At 70.9% G+C, this 18,419-nt stretch carries 19 protein-coding genes; 13 read left to right on the top strand and 6 right to left on the bottom strand.

The window, feature by feature from the left end:
• Positions 1-6 precede the first annotated feature (6 nt).
• Positions 7-1,356 carry a ferredoxin reductase family protein gene (locus ABZ904_RS01010; RefSeq protein ID WP_359389847.1) on the bottom strand — a complete coding sequence of 450 codons (1,350 nt, stop codon included), beginning with the start codon at positions 1,354-1,356 and terminating at the stop codon, positions 7-9.
• Between the two features lie 207 nt (positions 1,357-1,563).
• Between ABZ904_RS01010 and ABZ904_RS01005 the strand changes: the two genes are divergently transcribed.
• Both ABZ904_RS01005 and ABZ904_RS01000 read left to right on the top strand, forming a co-directional pair.
• The gene (locus ABZ904_RS01005) at positions 1,564-2,304 is read left to right on the top strand and encodes a response regulator transcription factor (RefSeq protein WP_359389850.1); all 741 of its coding nucleotides are present in this window, start codon (positions 1,564-1,566) and stop codon (positions 2,302-2,304) included.
• A gap of 17 nt (positions 2,305-2,321) precedes the next feature.
• Positions 2,322-3,791: a HAMP domain-containing sensor histidine kinase gene (locus ABZ904_RS01000; protein WP_360991857.1), complete on the top strand. Its 1,470-nt coding sequence runs from the start codon at positions 2,322-2,324 to the stop codon at positions 3,789-3,791.
• Here ABZ904_RS01000 and ABZ904_RS00995 read toward each other — a convergent pair.
• Together ABZ904_RS00995 and ABZ904_RS00990 are read right to left on the bottom strand one after the other, a co-directional pair.
• A complete protein-coding gene (locus tag ABZ904_RS00995; RefSeq protein WP_361820392.1) occupies positions 3,778-4,482 on the bottom strand; it encodes a L,D-transpeptidase family protein in 705 nt (234 codons plus the stop codon). The two genes, ABZ904_RS01000 and ABZ904_RS00995, sit on opposite strands and share 14 nt — an antisense overlap.
• Positions 4,483-4,485: 3 nt before the next feature.
• Complete coding sequence (locus ABZ904_RS00990) at positions 4,486-5,073, bottom strand: pyridoxamine 5'-phosphate oxidase family protein (protein WP_359389859.1); 588 nt, start codon at positions 5,071-5,073, stop codon at positions 4,486-4,488.
• A gap of 189 nt (positions 5,074-5,262) precedes the next feature.
• Between ABZ904_RS00990 and ABZ904_RS00985 the strand changes: the two genes are divergently transcribed.
• From ABZ904_RS00985 to ABZ904_RS00965, 5 genes are all read left to right on the top strand, one after another.
• The gene (locus ABZ904_RS00985; RefSeq protein ID WP_359389862.1) at positions 5,263-6,456 is read left to right on the top strand and encodes an argininosuccinate synthase; all 1,194 of its coding nucleotides are present in this window, start codon (positions 5,263-5,265) and stop codon (positions 6,454-6,456) included.
• Between the two features lie 100 nt (positions 6,457-6,556).
• On the top strand, positions 6,557-7,990 hold the full coding sequence (argH, locus tag ABZ904_RS00980; RefSeq protein ID WP_359389865.1) for an argininosuccinate lyase: 1,434 nt from the start codon (positions 6,557-6,559) through the stop codon (positions 7,988-7,990).
• 75 nt (positions 7,991-8,065) lie between these two features.
• Entirely contained in the window at positions 8,066-9,037 is a 972-nt protein-coding gene (locus ABZ904_RS00975; protein WP_361820388.1) for an aldo/keto reductase, read from the top strand.
• A gap of 80 nt (positions 9,038-9,117) precedes the next feature.
• Positions 9,118-9,669 carry a helix-turn-helix domain-containing protein gene (locus ABZ904_RS00970; RefSeq protein ID WP_359389870.1) on the top strand — a complete coding sequence of 184 codons (552 nt, stop codon included), beginning with the start codon at positions 9,118-9,120 and terminating at the stop codon, positions 9,667-9,669.
• Complete coding sequence (locus ABZ904_RS00965) at positions 9,666-11,186, top strand: MFS transporter (protein ID WP_361820385.1); 1,521 nt, start codon at positions 9,666-9,668, stop codon at positions 11,184-11,186. The genes ABZ904_RS00970 and ABZ904_RS00965 overlap by 4 nt, the downstream gene beginning before the upstream one ends.
• A 126-nt stretch (positions 11,187-11,312) precedes the next feature.
• Here the strand turns inward: ABZ904_RS00965 and ABZ904_RS00960 are convergent, their stop codons facing one another.
• Positions 11,313-11,987 (bottom strand): lysophospholipid acyltransferase family protein, encoded by a 675-nt coding sequence (locus tag ABZ904_RS00960; protein ID WP_359390244.1) that lies wholly within the window; start codon positions 11,985-11,987, stop codon positions 11,313-11,315.
• A gap of 341 nt (positions 11,988-12,328) precedes the next feature.
• On the opposite strand from ABZ904_RS00960, the gene ABZ904_RS00955 reads away from it, so the two are divergent.
• The 3 genes from ABZ904_RS00955 to ABZ904_RS00945 all read left to right on the top strand — a co-directional run bounded on the left by ABZ904_RS00955 (position 12,329) and on the right by ABZ904_RS00945 (position 14,644).
• Positions 12,329-13,489: a glycerophosphodiester phosphodiesterase gene (locus ABZ904_RS00955; RefSeq protein ID WP_361820382.1), complete on the top strand. Its 1,161-nt coding sequence runs from the start codon at positions 12,329-12,331 to the stop codon at positions 13,487-13,489.
• A gap of 99 nt (positions 13,490-13,588) precedes the next feature.
• A complete protein-coding gene (locus ABZ904_RS00950) occupies positions 13,589-14,095 on the top strand; it encodes a sigma-70 family RNA polymerase sigma factor (RefSeq protein ID WP_361820379.1) in 507 nt (168 codons plus the stop codon).
• Between the two features lie 45 nt (positions 14,096-14,140).
• Positions 14,141-14,644: a GNAT family N-acetyltransferase gene (locus ABZ904_RS00945; RefSeq protein ID WP_359389882.1), complete on the top strand. Its 504-nt coding sequence runs from the start codon at positions 14,141-14,143 to the stop codon at positions 14,642-14,644.
• A gap of 36 nt (positions 14,645-14,680) precedes the next feature.
• Here the strand turns inward: ABZ904_RS00945 and ABZ904_RS00940 are convergent, their stop codons facing one another.
• Positions 14,681-15,109 (bottom strand): hypothetical protein, encoded by a 429-nt coding sequence (locus ABZ904_RS00940; protein WP_359389885.1) that lies wholly within the window; start codon positions 15,107-15,109, stop codon positions 14,681-14,683.
• Position 15,110: 1 nt separating this feature from the next.
• Positions 15,111-15,470, bottom strand: a complete 360-nt coding sequence (locus ABZ904_RS00935) for a hypothetical protein (RefSeq protein WP_360991878.1) — start codon at positions 15,468-15,470, stop codon at positions 15,111-15,113.
• 70 nt (positions 15,471-15,540) lie between these two features.
• Here ABZ904_RS00935 and ABZ904_RS00930 point away from each other — a divergent pair, with 70 nt between their 5' ends.
• The 3 genes from ABZ904_RS00930 (at position 15,541) to ABZ904_RS00920 (ending at position 18,356) form a co-directional block, all read left to right on the top strand.
• Positions 15,541-16,191: an HAD family hydrolase gene (locus tag ABZ904_RS00930; protein WP_361820374.1), complete on the top strand. Its 651-nt coding sequence runs from the start codon at positions 15,541-15,543 to the stop codon at positions 16,189-16,191.
• A gap of 360 nt (positions 16,192-16,551) precedes the next feature.
• Entirely contained in the window at positions 16,552-17,595 is a 1,044-nt protein-coding gene (locus tag ABZ904_RS00925; RefSeq protein ID WP_360991884.1) for an ATP-binding cassette domain-containing protein, read from the top strand.
• Positions 17,592-18,356, top strand: coding sequence for a methionine ABC transporter permease (locus ABZ904_RS00920; protein ID WP_359389897.1), 765 nt, complete (start codon positions 17,592-17,594; stop codon positions 18,354-18,356). The genes ABZ904_RS00925 and ABZ904_RS00920 overlap by 4 nt, the downstream gene beginning before the upstream one ends.
• The last annotated feature ends 63 nt before the right edge of the window (positions 18,357-18,419 follow it).

Raw genomic sequence — 18,419 nt, 5'->3', positions numbered from 1 at the left:
ACGGCCTCACAGCTCGAACGACTCGTGGTGGATACGGCGGTCGGGGACGCCGGCCGCGTGCAGCGCCTCGTACATGTCCTCGGCGAAGCCGGGCGGGCCGCACAGAAAGACGTCGTGGTCGGCGAGACCGGGCACCGCCGAGTGCAGCGCCCCGGGGGTCAGGCGCGGGCGCGAGCCGTTCTCGCCGTTGAGGGCGTACAGCACCCGGGCGCCGCGCCAGCGGGCGATCGCCTCGAGCTCGGCCCCCAGCGCCAGGTCCTCGGCCGCGCCGGCCCGGTACAGCAAGGTCACCTCGCCCGGCAGGGTCTCGAAGAGGGCGCGCAGCGGGGTGATCCCGACGCCGGCGGCGATCAGCAGCGACCTGCCCGTGGTCTGCCGGCCCGCGGTCAGCGACCCGTACGGGCCCTCCGCCCACACCCGGGTGCCGGGCCGCAGCCGGGCCACCGATGTGCTGTGGTCGCCGAGCGCCTTGACAGTGATGCGCAACTGGGTGCGGCGCGGCGGTGCCGACAACGAGTACGGCGTGGACGTCCAGCACAGGCCGCGGGTGAGGAACCGCCACCGGAAGAACTGCCCCGGCTCGGCGTCCAGCTCGTCCAGGCGCCGGCCGCGCACGACGACCGACCAGACGCCCCGCGCCTCCTGGTGCACCGACTCCACCCGGAAGCGGTGGCGCAGATTGGCCCGCACCGGGACGAGGAGCCGGAACCAGACGACCAGGGCCGCGACGCCCAGGTACAGCGCGTACCAGGCGGCCTGGGCGGCCTTGTTCCCGATGAACTCCGCGCCCAGCGCCAGCTGGTGCCCGAAGGTGAGGAAGACCGCCGCGTAGGTCAGCAGATGCGTGTAGTACCAGAACTCGTGGCTGATCCTGCGGCGGACGGCACGCGCCGAGGTGATGCCCACCGCGAAGAGGACGAGGGTCCCGAGAGCGGCCTTCAGCATCTCGGGGTAGTGCAGGATCACGTTGACCGTCTCGTGCACGATCGAGGCCCGGTCCTGCGCGGCGTACCCGGCCAGGATCAGCACGATGTGCGCGACCAGCAGACAGACCGTGTACCGTCCCGCCATCGCATGCCAGCGCGCCACCCGGTCCGAACCGATCCGCCGCTCCAGCAGCGGCACCCGTGCCATCAGCCCGACGAGCACCGCGCAGGAGTACCCGCACAGCAGACCGGCGATCCGTCCCGCCCCCTGCAGCCGGCCGGCCGTGCCCACGACCGAGCCGGTGCTGTGCCACCACAGGGCCACCACGGCCGCCGCCCCGGCCCACAGCAGGGCCGGCACCAGGCCCGCCGGGAAGCGCCTGACGAGCGGTGGCGCGGGCGGCGCCTGCTGCTGGTGGACCGTGGTCATGATCCGTTCCTTTCGGACATCGGGAACGCAACTGTGCCGCCGGAACCTCTGTGGCGGCTCTGAGGAATCTGAGCCCGTGCTGAAGAAACCGGGGGAGGGGCCTCTGGGCAGGGAAAACCCTCGGCGGGCGTGCCCCGGCATTCATGGCGAACTCAGAGGAAGCGGCCTCCCCGGACGCCGCCGGGAGGGGGGATCCTGGAGAGCGCGATGAACACACCCCGCTCCGGCCGCCCCGCCCTCACCCGCCCCGACGGCACGCCCCTGCGCGTTCTCGTCGTCGATGACGATCCGGACCTCGCCGAGGTGCTGTCGGGAGCCCTGCGGTACGAGGGCTGGGAGGTGCGCACGGCGGGCGACGGCGCCTCGGCCGTCACCGAGGCCCGCGATCTGCTGCCCGACGCCGTCGTCCTGGACGTGATGCTGCCGGACACCGACGGCTTCGCCGTGCTGCGCTCCCTTCACGAGGTGAAGCCCGAGGTCTGTGTGCTCTTCCTCACTGCCCGCGACGCCGTGGAGGACCGGATCGCCGGCATCACGGCGGGCGGGGACGACTATGTGACCAAGCCGTTCAGCCTCGAGGAGGTCGTCGCCCGGCTGCGCGGACTGCTGCGCCGGGCCGGCATGGCGCGCCAGCTGGAGGAGGGCCCCCGGCTGACGGTCGGCGACCTGGTCATGGACGAGGAGGCCCGCGAGGTGACCCGGGCCGGCCGGCTGATCGAGCTGTCGCCGACCGAGTTCGAACTGCTGCGCTTTCTGATGCGCAACCCGCGGCGGGTGCTCAGCAAGCCGCAGATCCTCGACCGGGTGTGGTCCTACGACTTCGGCGGCCAGGCCCATGTCGTCGAGCTGTACATCTCCTACCTGCGCAAGAAGGTGGACGCCGGCCGTGAGCCCATGATCCACACCGTGCGCGGGGCCGGATACGTGCTCAAGCCGGGGGCCCGGTGAGGGCCCGGCTGCGGTGGGTGCGGCGCCTGCCCTGGCCGCGCACGCTGCGATCCCGGCTGACCGCCGGGCTCGTCGTCCTGCTCGCGCTCTGCTGTGCCACGGTGGGGGTGGCCGCCGTGGTGGAGCTGAACGGCTTCCTCACCGGCCGGCTCGACCAGCAGCTGCGGGACGTCGGCCCGCGCTTCCCGGCGAGCCTGGAGCACGGCGTCAGGCTCTCGGACCACGACGGGGACGAGCACGGCGACACCCGCAAGCAGTCCACCGGGACCTTCGGCGCCTGTGTGGTCCACGGCACGGTCACCAGCGCGGCGGTGGTGCGCCCCCTCAGCGACAGCACCCATCTGAGCGCCCCGCTGGACACGCGGGACCGGCGCATGCTCGCGGCGATCCCGACGGACGGCCGGGGCCACACCGTCCGTCTGGCCTCCCTCGGCGGGTACCGCCTGATGGCGGCGACCGCCCCGGACGGCGACGTGCTGATCACCGGACTGCCGCTGGAGCCGGTCGAGGCCGCGGTGCACCGTTTGGAGCTCGTCGCCGTGGTCGTCTTCGGCGCGGCCCTCGCGGTCACCGGGGTCGCCGGCGCCCTGTGGGTGCGCTGGTCCCTGCGGCCGCTGAACCGGGTGGCCGCGACCGCCACGCGGGTCAGTGAACTCCCGCTCGCCAGCGGTGAGGTCGCCCTGCCGCCGCGCGCCCCCGAGAAGGAGCCGCGCAGCGAGGTGGGCCGGGTCGCCACCGCGTTCAACCGCATGCTCGGCCATGTCGAGGACGCCCTGACCAAGCGGCACGCGAGCGAGGAACGGCTGCGCAGCTTCGCCGCCGACGCCAGCCACGAGCTGCGCACCCCCGTCGCCTCGGTCCGCGGCCATGCGGAGCTGGCGCTGCTGCACCCGGGCCCGGTCCCGCCGGAGGTGACCCGGGCGCTCGAGCGGATCGCCGCCGAGTCGGCCCGCATGGGTGAGATGGTGGACGATCTGCTGCTCCTGGCCCGTCTGGACGCGGGCCGCCCGCTGGAGCGGCGCCCCGTCGACCTGACCCGTCTGGTCCTGGACGCGGTGACCGACGCGCGCGCGGCCGGTCCCGGTCACCGCTGGACGCTGGAGCTGGCCGAGGAGCCGGTGACGGTGACCGGCGACGAGCACCGCCTCCACCAAGTGCTGGCCAACCTGCTGGCCAACGCCCGTCTGCACACGCCGGAGGGCTCGAAGGTGACCGTCTCGCTGGAGGGCGGCGGTGCCGGGGCCGTGCTCACGGTCCACGACGACGGGCCGGGGGTCCCGGGAGACATCCAGCCGGGTGTCTTCGAGCGCTTCACCCGGGCCGAACACCGCCGCCGCCCGGAGAACCACGGCGGCGGCGCCGGGCTCGGCCTGTCGATCGTGGCGGCGGTGGCCGAGGCGCACGGCGGGAGCGTGGGACTGGAGAGCCGCGCGGGATCGACGACGTTCACCGTGCGGCTCCCCGCGGCCCGGGCTAGTAGCGGCTGATCGCGGTCGTCCCGCCTGCCGTCCCGATCGCGATGTGCGGCCCCCGCGCAGGGTCCGCCCACAGCAGGATCCGCCGCATCGCGTCCTCCGGCACCGACACACAACCGGCTGTGGCGCCCCTGCCGTTCACGTGGAGGAAGATGCCGGCGCCGCGGCCGCGCACCGGATGGTGGTAGTTGAAGCCGATGACCAAGGCATGCCCGTACTGGGGGTCATAAGCGGCCAGGTGCTCCGACTCGGAGGCGCGGCAGTCGGGCGGGAGGGGCTCGGTCCAGCGGTTGTAGGAGGCGGAAGCGCTGTCCTCGCACCACCACGAATCCTGGTGGACCGGGCGGTACAGCGTCTTGGTGCCTGTGGGGGCGGCCTTGATCCCGAACGCGTACGGCATGTCGTACAGGCCGGTCGGTGTCGTGCTGGTGCCCTGAGTGCGCGAGCCGCCCTCGACGAGCCCGCGCGCGCCGAAGCGTGCCGGTGCCGAACCGGCCTTCACCCACCGTCCGTCCCGGCGGTCCCACCAGCTGACCGTGCCCGACGTCGCGCCGGTGGTGGGCGCCAGGGCGGTGATCAGCTGGGTGCCGCCGCCGGTGTCCGCCAGCCGCTCCGGCAGCGGGGCGTCTTCGCGGGGGACCGGCGCGGCATCGAGCAGAAGGAGGGAGGCGAAGGCGAGGGCGGCTACGACACCAGGACGCATGCGTCAGAACGTAGACGGCGGCAGCGGCAGAGGCAGGCCCGGCAGGCCGTCGAGGCTGGTTTCGACGTGTTCTTTCCTCCGAAAGTAGTCGCTGAGGGAAGAGTCGTCCTCACGTGCGAACCGCTTGCCGTGCAGGTCGCGGTCCTCCTCGTAGGACATGAAGGGCACCGCGTAGCCGCAGGAGTCCCGCACGTGCTCGGCCGTCACGACGATGATCGCGCGCAGACCGTGAGGAGTCGGGTCGATCTCCGGGAAGTGCTCGAGGAGTCCCGGGAACCGGGGGTTGTCGCGGAAGACGGCCTCACCGCGGCCGTGCACCCGCACGATGTTCGGCGGGCCCTGGAAGGCGCACCACATGAGGGTGATCCGGCCGTTCTCCCGCAGGTGAGCGATGGTCTCGGCGCTGCTCCCGGCGAAGTCCAGGTAGGCGACCGTGAGTTCGTCGACGACGGCGAACGAGCCCCTGAGTCCCTTGGGGGAGAGGTTGACCGTGCCATCGCCCGACAGAGGTGCGGTGGCGGTGAAGAAGACGGGTTGCGCCTCGATGAACGTACGCAGTCTGCCGTCAATGCGTTCATAGGTCTTACCCATGTCCACGGATTATCGGTGAAAGTCGTTCGGCTGTCTAATGAATCGCCGCTTCCGGTTGCCCGTGTCCGCAGGCCCGGTCGAAGCCCCTCCGTGGTGAGGCCCGCGGCGCCGCGCGTGGCTGGATTGACGAATCATGCATGGTGCTGCATACTCATGCATATCAGCGAATGCACTGTGAGGGAGAAACCCGTGACCGAGCGCGTCGTACTCGCCTACTCCGGCGGTCTGGACACCTCCGTCGCCATCGGCTGGATCGCCGAGGAGACGGGCGCCGAGGTCATCGCCGTTGCCGTGGACGTCGGCCAGGGCGGCGAGGACCTGGACGTCATCCGCAAGCGCGCGCTCGCCTGCGGTGCCGTGGAAGCCGAGGTCGCCGACGCCAAGGACGAGTTCGCCGACGAGTACTGCCTCCCGGCGATCAAGGCCAACGCCCTCTACATGGACCGCTACCCGCTGGTCTCCGCGCTCTCGCGGCCGACGATCGTCAAGCACCTCGTCGCCGCGGCCAAGAAGCACGGCGCCACGACGGTCGCGCACGGCTGCACCGGCAAGGGCAACGACCAGGTCCGCTTCGAGGCCGGCATCGTCGCCCTCGCCCCCGACCTGAAGTGCATCGCACCGGTCCGCGACTACGCGATGACCCGCGACAAGGCCATCGCGTTCTGCGAGGCCAAGAACCTCCCGATCGCGACCACCAAGAAGTCCCCGTACTCCATCGACCAGAACGTCTTCGGCCGCGCCGTGGAGACCGGCTTCCTCGAGGACATCTGGAACGCCCCGATCGAGGACATCTACGAGTACACCTCCAACCCGGCCGAGCCCCGTGAGGCCGACGAGGTGATCATCACCTTCGAGAAGGGCGTCCCGGTCGCGATCGACGGCAAGCCCGTCAGCGTCCTGCAGGCCGTCCAGCAGCTCAACGAGCGCGCCGGCGCCCAGGGCATCGGCCGGATCGACATGGTCGAGGACCGGCTGGTCGGCATCAAGTCCCGCGAGGTGTACGAGGCTCCGGGCGCGATCGCCCTGATCACCGCCCACCAGGAGCTGGAGAACGTCACCGTCGAGCGCGAACTCGCCCGCTACAAGCGGCAGGTCGAGCAGCGCTGGGGCGAACTGGTCTACGACGGCCAGTGGTTCTCCCCGCTCAAGCGCGCGCTGGACGGCTTCATCAACGAGGCCAACGAGCATGTCTCGGGCGACATCCGGATGACCCTCCACGGGGGCCGCGCCGTCGTCACCGGCCGGCGCTCCCAGAAGTCGCTGTACGACTTCAACCTCGCGACCTACGACACGGGCGACACGTTCGACCAGGCCGCGGCCAAGGGCTTCATCGACATCTACAGCCTGTCGTCGAAGATCGCCGCCAAGCGCGACCTGGTCTGACCGCCCGGCCACCTGGCACGGACTAGCCTGACAGCCGCCTCCTCACTTGCCGAGAGTGGGGAGGCGGTCGCACACCGCCACCTTCGAGGAGCAACGCAGAGTGAGCAGCAACAGCGGTGACGTACGGCTCTGGGGCGGCCGTTTCGCCGACGGTCCCGCCGAAGCCCTGGCCAAGCTGTCCGCATCCGTCCACTTCGACTGGCGCCTCGCGCCGTACGACATCGCCGGTTCCCGTGCCCATGCGCGCGTGCTGCGCACGGCGGGGCTCCTCACCGACGACGAGTTGGCGCGCATGATCGACGGGCTCGACCGGCTGGAGGCCGACGTGGCCTCCGGCGCGTTCACCGGCACCGTCGCCGACGAGGACGTGCACACCGCACTGGAGCGGGGCCTTCTGGAGCGGCTCGGCCCCAGCCTCGGCGGCAAGCTGCGCGCGGGCCGCTCCCGCAACGACCAGGTCGCCACCCTCTTCCGTATGTACCTGCGCGACCACGCCCGGATCATCGGCGGTCTGATCGCCGACCTCCAGGACGCGCTGGTCGGACTGGCGCAGGCGCATCCCGGCGTGGCGATGCCCGGCCGTACGCATCTGCAGCACGCCCAGCCCGTGCTCTTCGCGCACCACGTTCTCGCTCATGTGCAGTCCCTGTCCCGGGACGCCGAGCGGCTGCGCCAGTGGGACGAGCGCACGGCCGTGTCCCCGTACGGCTCGGGCGCGCTCGCGGGCTCCTCCCTCGGCCTCGACCCGGAGGCGGTCGCCAAGGACCTCGGCTTCGAGCACGGCAGCTCGGCCAACTCCATCGACGGCACGGCCTCCCGCGACTTCGCCGCGGAGTTCGCCTTCATCACCGCGATGATCGGGGTGAACCTCTCGCGTATCGCGGAGGAGGTCATCATCTGGAACACGAAGGAGTTCTCCTTCGTCACCCTGCACGACGCCTTCTCCACCGGCTCGTCGATCATGCCGCAGAAGAAGAACCCGGACATCGCCGAGCTCGCGCGGGGCAAGAGCGGCCGGCTCATCGGCAACCTCACCGGGCTCATGGCCACCCTGAAGGCACTCCCGCTCGCGTACAACCGCGACCTGCAGGAGGACAAGGAGCCGGTCTTCGACTCCATCGACCAGCTTGAGGTCCTGCTCCCGGCCTTCACCGGCATGATGGCGACGCTGACCGTCCACCGTGAGCGGATGGAGGAGCTGGCGCCGGCCGGTTTCTCGCTCGCCACCGACATCGCCGAGTGGCTGGTCAAGCAGGGCGTGCCGTTCCGGGTCGCGCACGAGGTCGCCGGTGAGTGCGTGAAGGCCGCCGAGGCCGAGGGCAAGGAACTGGACGAGCTCACGGACGAGCAGTTCGCGAAGATCTCCGCGCATCTCACCCCCGAGGTGCGGTCCGTGCTGAACGTGCCGGGTGCCCTCGCCTCCCGTAACGGCCGCGGCGGTACGGCGCCCGAGGCGGTCGCCGTGCAACTCGCCGAGGTGAAGGCCGACGTGGCGGCCCAGCACGCGTGGGCGACGGCAAAGCAGAAGAAGTAGCAGGTCGCGTACAGGAAGGGCGTCGCGCGTTAGGTTGGTCGGCAGCCGCAAGGAGCCGACCGAACGGAGCCCGCGATGCCCTTCGCCCGACTGGCCTCAGCAACGACTCCCACCTGCCACCTCGGCCTGGGCCTTGCCGCGGTCGGCCGGCCCGGCTACATCAACCTCGGCCGGGAGCAGGACCTCCCGCCCGACCGCAGCGTCGACGCCCTGCGCGAACGCACCCATGAACTGCTCGACGCCGCCTACGCGCAAGGCGTCCGCTACTTCGACGTCGCCCGCTCCTACGGGCGCTCCGAGGAGTTCCTCGCCGGCTGGCTGCACGCACGCCCTGGCATCGACGACGTCGTGGTCGGCAGCAAGTGGGGCTACACCTACACCGCGGCCTGGAGCACCGACGCCGAGCAGCACGAGGTCAAGGACCACGGTCTCGCCACGTTCGAACGGCAGCACGCCGAGACCACGGCCCTGCTCGGCGACCGGCTCGACCTCTACCAGATCCACTCGGTGACCCCGGACAGCCCGGCCCTCACCGACAAGGAACTCCACGCCAAGCTCGCCGAGACAGCCGCGGGAGGCACCACGATCGGCTTCTCCACCAGTGGGCCCGCGCAGGCCGCCGCGATCCGCGCCGCGCTGGAGGTGACGGTCGACGGCGAACCTCTCTTCCGCACGGTGCAGTCCACGTACAACCTGCTGGAGACCTCGGCCGCCCCCGCGCTCGCCGAGGCCCACGACGCCGGGCTCACGGTGATCGTCAAGGAGGCCATGGCCAACGGGCGCCTGGCCGACCCGCACGCGCCGCAGGCGCTGAGGGCCGTGGCGGCGGAGACCTCCCTCGGCAGCGACGCGGTCGCCCTCGCGATGATCCTGCGTCTGCCCTGGGCGGGCGTCGTTCTCTCCGGCGCGGCCACCGTCGGTCAGCTCGCCTCCAACCTGCACGCCGCCGCCGTCGACCTCGGCGAGGAGCAGATCGCGCGGCTCGAGGCCCTCGCCGAGGAGCCGGGCGCGTACTGGGAGCAGCGGGGCCGGCTGCCCTGGCACTGACCAACGCCCGTTGATGGAGACCGTGAGACGCGCACGCTTCTGTTGAGACAAAGATGTCTCACATGGGTTATCGTTGTCTCATGGCCGTCGATCGCGATCACGTGCTGCGCACCGCGGCAACCCTGCTCACCCGGAAATCCACCGCCACCATGGACGAGGTCGCCAGGGCGGCCGGGATCAGCCGGGCCACCCTGCACCGCCACTTCGCCGGGCGCGACGCCCTCGTACGGGCGCTCGAGGCGCTCGGCATCGAGGAGTGCGAGTCGGCGCTGGACGCCGCCCAGCTGGACGAAGGCACGGCCCAGGAGGCCCTGCGCCGCTTCGTGTCGGAGATCGAGCCGGCCGCGGGCCTGCTCGCCTTCCTCTACACCGAGAACCAGCTCTTCGAGGGCGAGGAGCAGAACGAGGGCTGGGCCCGGCTCGACGCCCGGATCGCGGCGCTGTTCCGCCGCGGCCAGGCGAGCGGCGAGTTCCGTATCGACCTCACCCCGGCATGGCTCACCGAGGCCCTGTACGGCCTGATGGCCTCGGGCGCCTGGGCCGTGGCCGAGGGGCGTCTGGCCCGCAAGGACTTCACCTACATGATCGTCGAGCTGGTGCTCGGCGGCGCACTCCGGAGAGAGGAACCATGACCAGCACCCTGCAGCCGGCTGCCGCGCCGCGGGCGAAGAGGCGTCCGGGCCGGTGGCTCGCGCTCTGCGTCCTCGTGCTCGCCGTGCTGCTCGTGGCCGTGGACGCGACCGTCCTCGGCCTCGCGACCCCCTATCTCAGCGAGGACCTGGAGCCCTCGGGCACGCAGCTCCTCTGGATCGGCGACGTCTACTCCTTCGTCATCGCCGGGCTGCTGGTGTCCATGGGAAGTCTCGGCGACCGCATCGGCCGCAAGCGGATCCTGCTGGTTGGGGCCACGGCCTTCGGACTGATATCCGTCCTCAACGCCTATGCGTCGACGCCGGAGATGATGATCATGGCGCGGGCGCTGCTCGGTGTCGCGGGCGCGACCCTGATGCCGGCCACCCTCGCCCTGATCCGCAATCTCTTCCACGACCCGCGCGAGCGCAGCGTCGCCGTCGGCATCTGGGGCGCGGCCGCCTCGGCCGGCACGGCGGTCGGCCCGATCACCGGCGGTTTCCTCCTCGAACACTTCTGGTGGGGCTCGGTCTTCCTCATCAATGTGCCGGTCATGGTGGTCCTGGTCCTCGTCGGCATCAGGACGCTGCCGGAGTCACGGAACCCCGACCCCGGCCCCTGGGACCTGAACAGTGTCGTGCTGTCGCTCGTCGGCATGGTGGGCATCGTGTACGCGGTCAAGGAAGCGGCCGCGCACGGCTTCGCCTGGCCCGCCCTGGCCACCGGTGTCCTGGGCGTCGCCGCGCTGTACGGATTCGTGCGCCGCCAGCTCAGTCTTCCGGTACCGCTGCTGGACATGCGGCTGTTCCGCAGCCGCGGCTTCAGCGGTGCCGTCCTCGCCGACCTGCTGACCGTCCTCGGCATGTCCGGGCTGGTCTTCTTCCTCTCGCAGTTCCTGCAACTGGTGCAGGGCAGGCGGCCGTTCGAGGCGGGCCTCGCCGAGCTGCCGGCCGCCGTCGGCGCGGTCGCGGCGGGGCTGGCCGCGGGCGCCGCGGCCCGTCGCTTCTCGGTGCGGGCCGTGGTCTCGGCCGGGCTCGCTGCGGTGGGCCTGGCGCTCGCCGCCCTCACCGTGGTCGACCGGACCACGGGCTACCCGCTCATCGGGGCCGCACTGCTGGTCGTGGGCGTGGGCGCCGGCCTGTCGTTCACGGTGACCGCGGACGTCATCCTCTCCAGCGTCCCCAAGGACCAGGCGGGCGCGGCCTCCGCGGTCTCGGAGACGGCGTACGAACTCGGCGCGGCTCTCGGCATCGCACTGCTCGGCTCCATCGTGACCGGCGTCTACCGCGGCTTCACCGGCCCGGCGGGCACCCCGGCCGCGGCACACGAGTCACTGGGCGGCGCGGTCGAGGCGGCGTCGGCCATGCCGCCCGAGCCGGGCCGCGCGCTGCTGTCGTCGGCGCGGGAGGCGTTCGTGGACGGCCTGACGCTGGCGACGGGCGTCGGTGCGGCGGTGCTGCTGGCCACGGCGGTGGCGGCGTGGTTCCTGCTGCGGGGCCAACGGCTCGGGGATTCCTAGTCCCGTCCCCGGGCGGGCGGAGGGTCCGCGCCCACGACGGGCGCGGAAACCGCGCGAACCCTCACGACGCACCCACGCCCGCCCAGCGGGACGCCGCCGACGGCACGGATGAGCCCTCGGCCTTCGCTACGCCGCTTCCTTCGCCTTCGTGGCATACATGTCCACGTACTCCTGCCCCGACAGTCGCATGACCTCCGTCATCACGGAGTCGGTCACGGCCCGCAGCACATACCGGTCCCGGTCCATCCCCTCGTACCGCGAGAACTCCATCGGCTCGCCGAAGCGGACCGTGACCTTGCTCGGCCGGGGCAGGCCGGCGCCGCCGGGCTGGATCTTGTCGGTGCCGATCATCGCGAAGGGGACGACGGGCGCCCCGGTCATCAGCGTCAGCCGCGCGATACCGGTGCGCCCCCGGTACAGGCGGCCGTCGGGAGACCGCGTGCCCTCCGGGTAGATGCCGAAGAGCTTGCCCTCCTCGAGGATCCGGCGCCCGGTCATCAGCGCCGCGACACCGCCCTTGCCGCCGTCGCGGTCGACCGGGATCATGCCGACGCCGGTGAAGAACCAGGCCATCAGCCGGCCCTTGAGGCCCTTGCCGGTGACGTACTCGTCCTTGCCGATGAAGAAGACCTGACGGTCGCAGACCAGCGGCAGGATCATCGAGTCGATGAACGTCAGGTGGTTGCCGGCCAGGATGACGGGGCCGTCGCCCGGGATGCGCTCCGCGCCCTCCACCTGTGGGCGGAACATCAGGCGCATGATCGGTCCGAGCACTGCCTTGATGAGCGCGAAGCGGGACAACGTACCCTCCGGTGCCAAGGGATGCGGTATGAGTCTGTGCAGGTGAGGACGATACTCGCGACAACCGCCGTGTCGCACATCGGGTCACACTGCGAAATCGCGTCGTTGACGAGTGTTTACCTGCGACGACGCCTTGTCGCACGTTCGTCATCCGCCGGACGGGTGTGACGGACATCGCGCCGGAGGGTGACGGTCCGTCACTACGAGTGCCCCGTAAGCCCTCCGTCATGCAGCCGGCAGGACGGCGCACGTCCGCCACGCGTTCCCGCGCGCGTCTCCCGGCCGTCATCGGTACAGACCTACGATCGACCCGCTTCGACAGATGTCACGGGAGGGCACTCATGGCGACCCAGGAGTCGTACGAGCAGGGGCGAGGAACGGGACGACGGGCGCTGCTCGGGGCCGCGGTCCTCGGCGCGAGCGGAGCGGTCCTCGGACTGCCCGGTGCCGCGGCGGCGGACGCGCGGCCCAGCGCCGGGCTGAAGAGCCTGCCCGTGCCCGCGATCATCGGGCACCGCGGGGCGAGCGGCTACCGGCCGGAACACACCTTCGGCTCCTACCAGCTGGCCCTCGACCTCGGTGCCGACATCGTCGAGGCCGGCGACCTGGCGCCCACCAAGGACGGCCACCTCGTGTGCCGGCACGAGCCGGAGATCGGCGGGACCACCGATGTCGCGGACCACCCCGAGTTCGCGGGCCGCAAGACCACCAAGGTCCTGGACGGCGTGCCCGCCACCGGCTGGTTCACCGAGGACTTCACGCTCGCCGAGCTGAAGACCCTGCGCGCGATCGAGCGGATCCCGGCCAACCGCCCGCACAACACCCTCTACAACGGCCACTGGGAGATCCCCACCTTCGAAGAGGTCCTGAAGTGGCAGGACGAGCAGACCCGTAAGCGCGGCAAGCAGGTCTGGATCTACCCCGAGACCAAGCACCCCACCTACTTCCGCAAGCTCGGCCTGGGCCTGGAGGAGCGGGTCGCCAAGCTGCTGCGCAAGTACGGCAAGGACAAGCGGAACTCGCCGGTCATCCTGCAGTCCTTCGAGCCCGGCAGCATCGAGCGGCTGAACAAGCTGGTCGACAACCCGCTCGTCGTCCTGCTCTCCACCGCCGACAGCCGCCCCTGGGACTTCGTGGACGCGGGCGACGCGCGCACCGTCGCCGACCTGATCACGCCGCGGGGCCTGCGGGAGATCGCCGGCTACGCGCAGGGCATCGGTCCCACACTGGACCTGATCATCCCCAAGGACGCGAACGGCCGCCTCACCAAGCCGACCACGCTCGTCGCCGACGCGCACAAGGTGGGCCTGATCCTGCACCCGTACACGATGCGCAACGAGAACCCGTTCCTGCCCGCGGAATTCCGCAAGGGCACGGAGGTGGACGGCTACGGCGACGCCTTCGGTGCCTTCAAGACGTACTTCGCCACCGGCATCGACGGTGTCTTCACCGACAACGCCGACACCGGACTGCTCGCCCGCGCGGACTTCCTCCGCGGCTGAACAGCGGGCCCGCGTCAACGCAGCGGACTCTCGCCCCGGTTGGGGTGACTTACGGCCGCCCCGGCAACCTCTTGCCGGGGCGGCCGCGTCACGCCGGACGTGACCCACGAGATGCTCACGGTCCTGCGTCCCCTGCTCGCCGCCGAGGCGTCGGCGGAGGCGTACATATTCGGGATGGAGCCGGGCGACCTGGAACAGGCGGTCTGGCTACGGCTCCTGGAACGGCTCGCGGCGGACCGGCCGCCGGTCGACGTCCCGGGATGGCTGCGCCGGGCCGTGCGCTCCGAGGCGCGCCGCGGCCGCCGCACCGCTCGTCTCGAACTGTCCCACCGCACCGAGCCCGCGGACGAACTGTGTCCCGGCCCAGAGCAGCAGGCGCTCATCGCGGCCCGCCGCCGGGACCTGTACGCGGCTGTGCGCCGGTTGCCCGGGCGTTGCCCCCGTCTCGTGGCCGCGCTGCTCTCCCCGCGGGATCTGACCTACCGGGAAATCGCGGGGGAGTTGGGTATCTCACAGGGCAGTCTCGGACCGGAACGCTCCAAATGTCTAGGATGTCTACGTCGATTGATGACGGCGGAGGTTGCGGCTCACGAAGTGCGGGGATAGGAGTGTGGAACAACAGGCGATCAGGTGAGCGGGAGGAGTGCGCACATGGGCATGAGCGTGACCATCTCGGTGGCGACCGAGCAGGATGCCGAGCAGATCTTCAGGCTGCAGTACCTGTGCTTCCAGAGCGAGGCCGCGCTGTACGGCAACTACCGCATCGACCCGCTCGTCCAGAGCCTCGAATCGGTCCGCGAGGAGGTCACCTCCGACTGCGTCTTCGTGGCGCGGCTGGGCGAAGAGGTCGTCGGCTCGGTGCGCGGCAGCGTGACCGAGGACGGCGCGGCGTCCATCGGCAAGCTCTGTGTGCACCCGCGGCTCCAGGGTCACGGCATCGGCGCCCGGCTGCTGCGTGCCGCGGAGGCCGCGCTGGTCGAGGAGCGCGGCGCGAAGAAGCTCCGCCTCAGCGCCGGCCACCGCAGTGAGGGCAATCTGCGCCTGTACCGCCGGGTCGGCTACGAGACGGTCGGCACGTCACAGGGCGCCGACGGCGTACCGATGATCATCCTGGAGAAGCAGGTACCGGCGGGTTCCTACGCGACGACGGCCTGAGGGAACGCGCCCCGCAAGGGGCGCGCCCCGATCGCCTCAGACGCCCTCTTGCCGCGCCTGCGCCTTGCGCAGCCAGTACATGGCGGACAACGGCAACAGCACCGGAATGAAGATGTACCCCATGCCGTAGTCCGACCACACGGTCGCGTCCGGAAACGCCGACGGCTCCACCAGCGTCCACGTGCCCACGATCAGAACTCCCGCCAACTCGGCCGCGCAGCACACCAGTGCCGCCCGCCGGGCCGTCTCGCCGCCGCGGACCAGGGAGTACGTGATGAAGCCGTAGACGAGGCCGGCGACCGCGGACAGGGAGTACGCCAGCGGAGCCTTGTCGAACTCGGTCGAGATCTGCACCACCGAACGCGACACCGCGCCGACCACCATCACGCCGTACAGCCAGACGAGCAGCATGCCCGGTCCGCTGATCAGCCGCGTCCTCACCGGCTTGTCCTGTGTGGCCGTCATCTCACCCTCCCCAGATGTCATAGAGCCGCACCTCCAGCACGGCGAGGACCACACCGCCGGCCGCGACCGTCACCGAGCCCCAGCGCGTGCGCTCGGCCAGCGACATGAACCCCACCGCCGGGATGCATGCGAAGGCGCCGATCAGATACGCCACGAAGATCGTCGTGCCCTGCTCCGCCTTCTCGCCGCGCGCCAGCTGGACGATGCCGACGACCAGCTGGACCAGGACCAGCAACGTCAGCACGGCCATGCCGATGAAGTGCCAGTCCTTGGTGGGCTGATCTCGGTGAGCCGCCCAGCCGCACCAGGCGGCGAGCAGCAACGCGGCGACACCGGTCACCAGTGTCAGGGCATCAAGCATGCCGTGACCCTATTACGGGCCAAAAGGCCCGATGCGCTCGCCCCCGGGCCGACTCCGTAGGGTCGGGGGCATGAAGATCCATGCTGACGCGCTGCTGTTCGACAACGATGGGACGCTCGTCTCATCCCTCGAGTCGGTCAGGCGGTGCTGGACGCGGTGGGCGCACGAGTACGGGGTCACCGCCGAGCAGTTCGGGCGCATCCAGCTGCACGGCCGCACCGCCGTGGACATAGCGGCCGACCTGCTGCCCGCCGACGTCGTCCCCGAGGCTGTCGCGCGTATCGAGCGACTGGAGGTCGAGGACGTGCCGAACGGAGGTGTCCGTCTGCTGCCGGGCACCCGGGAGTTCCTGGACTCGCTGCCTGCCGACCGCTGGGCCGTCGTCACCTCCGCGACGCGCCGCCTCGCCGAAGCCCGTCTCGAGGCCGTCGGCATCCGGCCCAAGACCCTCGTCGCCGCGGAGGACGTCACGCGCGGCAAGCCCGATCCCGAGCCTTACCTCCTCGCCGCCCGTGCGCTGGGTGTCGAGCCGTCCCGCTGCGTCGTCTTCGAGGACGCCCCCGCGGGCCTGGGGGCCGGACGCGCCGCCGGTATGACCACCGTGGCCTTGGCCACAACACACGGCGCCCATGAACTGGACGCCGACCTGGTGGTGAAGGACCTCTCGGCCTTGTCCGCCTTGGTCGAGGGCGGTTCCGTGGAGGTCCGCACCCGCGGCTGAAGTGTCCACGGCTGTCCGCCATGCGGACAGCCGTGGACAGGGTGCGGTTGTGCGTCTGCTTTACTTGGCCCATGACCACGACGAGCGACCGCACCTTTGCGACCGAGGCGACCATGACGCCCGGTGCTCGTTGTATGTGTCGAATGTGCGCCTGCTAGAGGGCCCCCGCACCGCCCAGAGCCTCGCGCCCCGAAGCGAGACCGCCGTGGCATGTCCGTACGCCTTCTTCGTACGTGACTGAGCCTCAGCGCACACGTTCTCCCTGGTTCGATCGCCAACGCGAGAACCGTGCCGCGTTCCCACGCATGCACCCGTGCCCGGCGCACATCCACGCCTGCACTCGACAGTGACGGAAACCCAGTGATCACCACATCGGGCCTTACCAAGACCTACCGGGCCGGCCGCTCGCGCGACCGCGAGGTGACCGCCCTCGACGGGGTCGACCTGCATGTACGCGAGGGCGAGGTGTTCGGCGTCATCGGCCAGTCCGGCGCCGGCAAGTCCACGCTCATCCGCTGCGTCAACCTCCTGGAGCGCCCCACCTCCGGCACGGTCACCGTGGCCGGCCAGGACCTCACCGCGCTCGCCCGCCGCGGACCGCGCGCCGGCAAGGAGCTCCGGCAGGCGCGCAGCCGTATCGGCATGGTCTTCCAGCACTTCAATCTGCTGTCCTCCCGCACCGTGCAGGACAATGTCGAGTTGCCCCTCGAAATCCTCGGCCGGTCTGGGAAGGAACGTTCCCGCAAGGCCCTGGAACTGCTCGATCTGGTAGGCCTGGCAGACAAGGCCAAGGCCTATCCGGCCCAGCTCTCCGGCGGTCAGAAGCAGCGCGTCGGCATCGCACGCGCCCTCGCGGGCGACCCCAAGGTGCTCCTCTCCGACGAGGCGACTAGCGCGCTCGACCCGGAGACCACGCGCTCGATCCTCCAGCTGCTGCGCGACCTCAACCGCCGGCTGGGCCTGACGGTCCTGCTCATCACCCATGAAATGGACGTCGTGAAGACCATCTGCGACTCGGCCGCCCTCATGGAGAAGGGCCGCATCGTCGAGTCCGGCACGGTCAGCGAGCTGCTCGCCACCCCCGGCTCCGAACTGGCCGCCGCGCTCTTCCCGGTCAGCGGCGACGCGTCCGGCGACGACCGCACCGTCGTCGACGTCACCTTCCACGGCGACGCCGCCACACAGCCCGTCGTCTCGCAGCTCGCGCGCACCTACAACATCGACATCTCGATACTCGGCGCCGCGATGGACACCGTGGGCGGCAGGCAGGTCGGCCGGATGCGCATCGAACTGCCCGGCGCCTACGAGGAGAACGTCGTACCGATCGGCTTCCTGCGCGAGCAGGGGCTGCAGATCGACGTGCTGGGCCAGGAGCCCGTGCTGGTGAAGGACGGTGCACAGTGACCTGGTCCGAGATGCAGCCGCTGCTGTCCCAGGCGTGTTGGGACACCCTCTACATGGTCGGCTGGTCCACCCTGATCGCGGTCGCCGGCGGTCTGCCGCTCGGCATCCTGCTCGTACTGACCGACCGCCGCGGGCTTCTTCAGAACGTCCTCGCCAACAAGGTCATCGGACAGGTCGTGAACGTCGCCCGCTCGATGCCGTTCATCATCCTGATGGTCGCGCTGATGAGCTTCACGCGCACGATCACGGGAACGACGATCGGCCGTGAGGCCGCCATCGTGCCGCTCGCCATCGGCGCGATCCCCTTCTTCGCGCGCCTGGTCGAGACGGCTGTCCGCGAAGTGGACGGCGGACTGGTGGAAGCCGTGCAGGCGATGGGCGGCAACACCTGGACCGTGGTGCGCAAGGTCCTCGTCCCGGAGGCGCTGCCCTCGCTGATCTCCTCCGCCACCACCACGGTCGTCGCCCTCATCGGCTACTCGGCGATGGCGGGCACGGTCGGAGCCGGCGGCCTGGGCGACATCGCCATCCGCTACGGCTACCAGCGCTTCGAGACCCAGATGATGTGGATCACCGTGGCGATCCTCGCCGTCGTCATCTCGCTGATCCAGTTCGCCGGCGACTACGCGGCCCGCGCCCTGCACCGTCGCGGCGGTGGCTCGTCGGCCGCGCCCCGGCTGAGGCTGCTCAAGGACGAGGCGCCCGCCGCACCGGCGGCCACCGCCGAGGCCGCCACGGCCGATGCGAGCAAGGCCGCCTGAATCCTTCGCCCCGATCTCCCCGTTCCCACCCGCGACGGGGTCGCACCACCCATCAGGAAAGGC

Source organism: Streptomyces sp. NPDC046900 (assembly GCF_040644975.1).
Taxonomy (GTDB): domain Bacteria; phylum Actinomycetota; class Actinomycetes; order Streptomycetales; family Streptomycetaceae; genus Streptomyces.
The sequence above is the reverse complement of the archived record's forward strand: the minus strand, read 5'-3'. Positions and strand labels throughout refer to the sequence as shown.

Bases quoted from the DNA above. Each gene is read 5' to 3' on its own strand.
- ABZ904_RS01010 (WP_359389847.1), bottom strand. From the start codon at position 1,356: ATGACCACGGTCCACCAGCAGCAGGCGCCGCCCGCGCCACCGCTCGTC.
- ABZ904_RS01005 (WP_359389850.1), top strand. From the start codon at position 1,564: ATGAACACACCCCGCTCCGGCCGCCCCGCCCTCACCCGCCCCGACGGC.
- ABZ904_RS00995 (WP_361820392.1), bottom strand. From the start codon at position 4,482: ATGCGTCCTGGTGTCGTAGCCGCCCTCGCCTTCGCCTCCCTCCTTCTG.
- ABZ904_RS00990 (WP_359389859.1), bottom strand. From the start codon at position 5,073: ATGGGTAAGACCTATGAACGCATTGACGGCAGACTGCGTACGTTCATC.
- ABZ904_RS00975 (WP_361820388.1), top strand. From the start codon at position 8,066: ATGCCCTTCGCCCGACTGGCCTCAGCAACGACTCCCACCTGCCACCTC.
- ABZ904_RS00970 (WP_359389870.1), top strand. From the start codon at position 9,118: ATGGCCGTCGATCGCGATCACGTGCTGCGCACCGCGGCAACCCTGCTC.
- ABZ904_RS00965 (WP_361820385.1), top strand. From the start codon at position 9,666: ATGACCAGCACCCTGCAGCCGGCTGCCGCGCCGCGGGCGAAGAGGCGT.
- ABZ904_RS00955 (WP_361820382.1), top strand. From the start codon at position 12,329: ATGGCGACCCAGGAGTCGTACGAGCAGGGGCGAGGAACGGGACGACGG.
- ABZ904_RS00945 (WP_359389882.1), top strand. From the start codon at position 14,141: ATGGGCATGAGCGTGACCATCTCGGTGGCGACCGAGCAGGATGCCGAG.
- ABZ904_RS00940 (WP_359389885.1), bottom strand. From the start codon at position 15,109: ATGACGGCCACACAGGACAAGCCGGTGAGGACGCGGCTGATCAGCGGA.
- ABZ904_RS00935 (WP_360991878.1), bottom strand. From the start codon at position 15,470: ATGCTTGATGCCCTGACACTGGTGACCGGTGTCGCCGCGTTGCTGCTC.
- ABZ904_RS00930 (WP_361820374.1), top strand. From the start codon at position 15,541: ATGAAGATCCATGCTGACGCGCTGCTGTTCGACAACGATGGGACGCTC.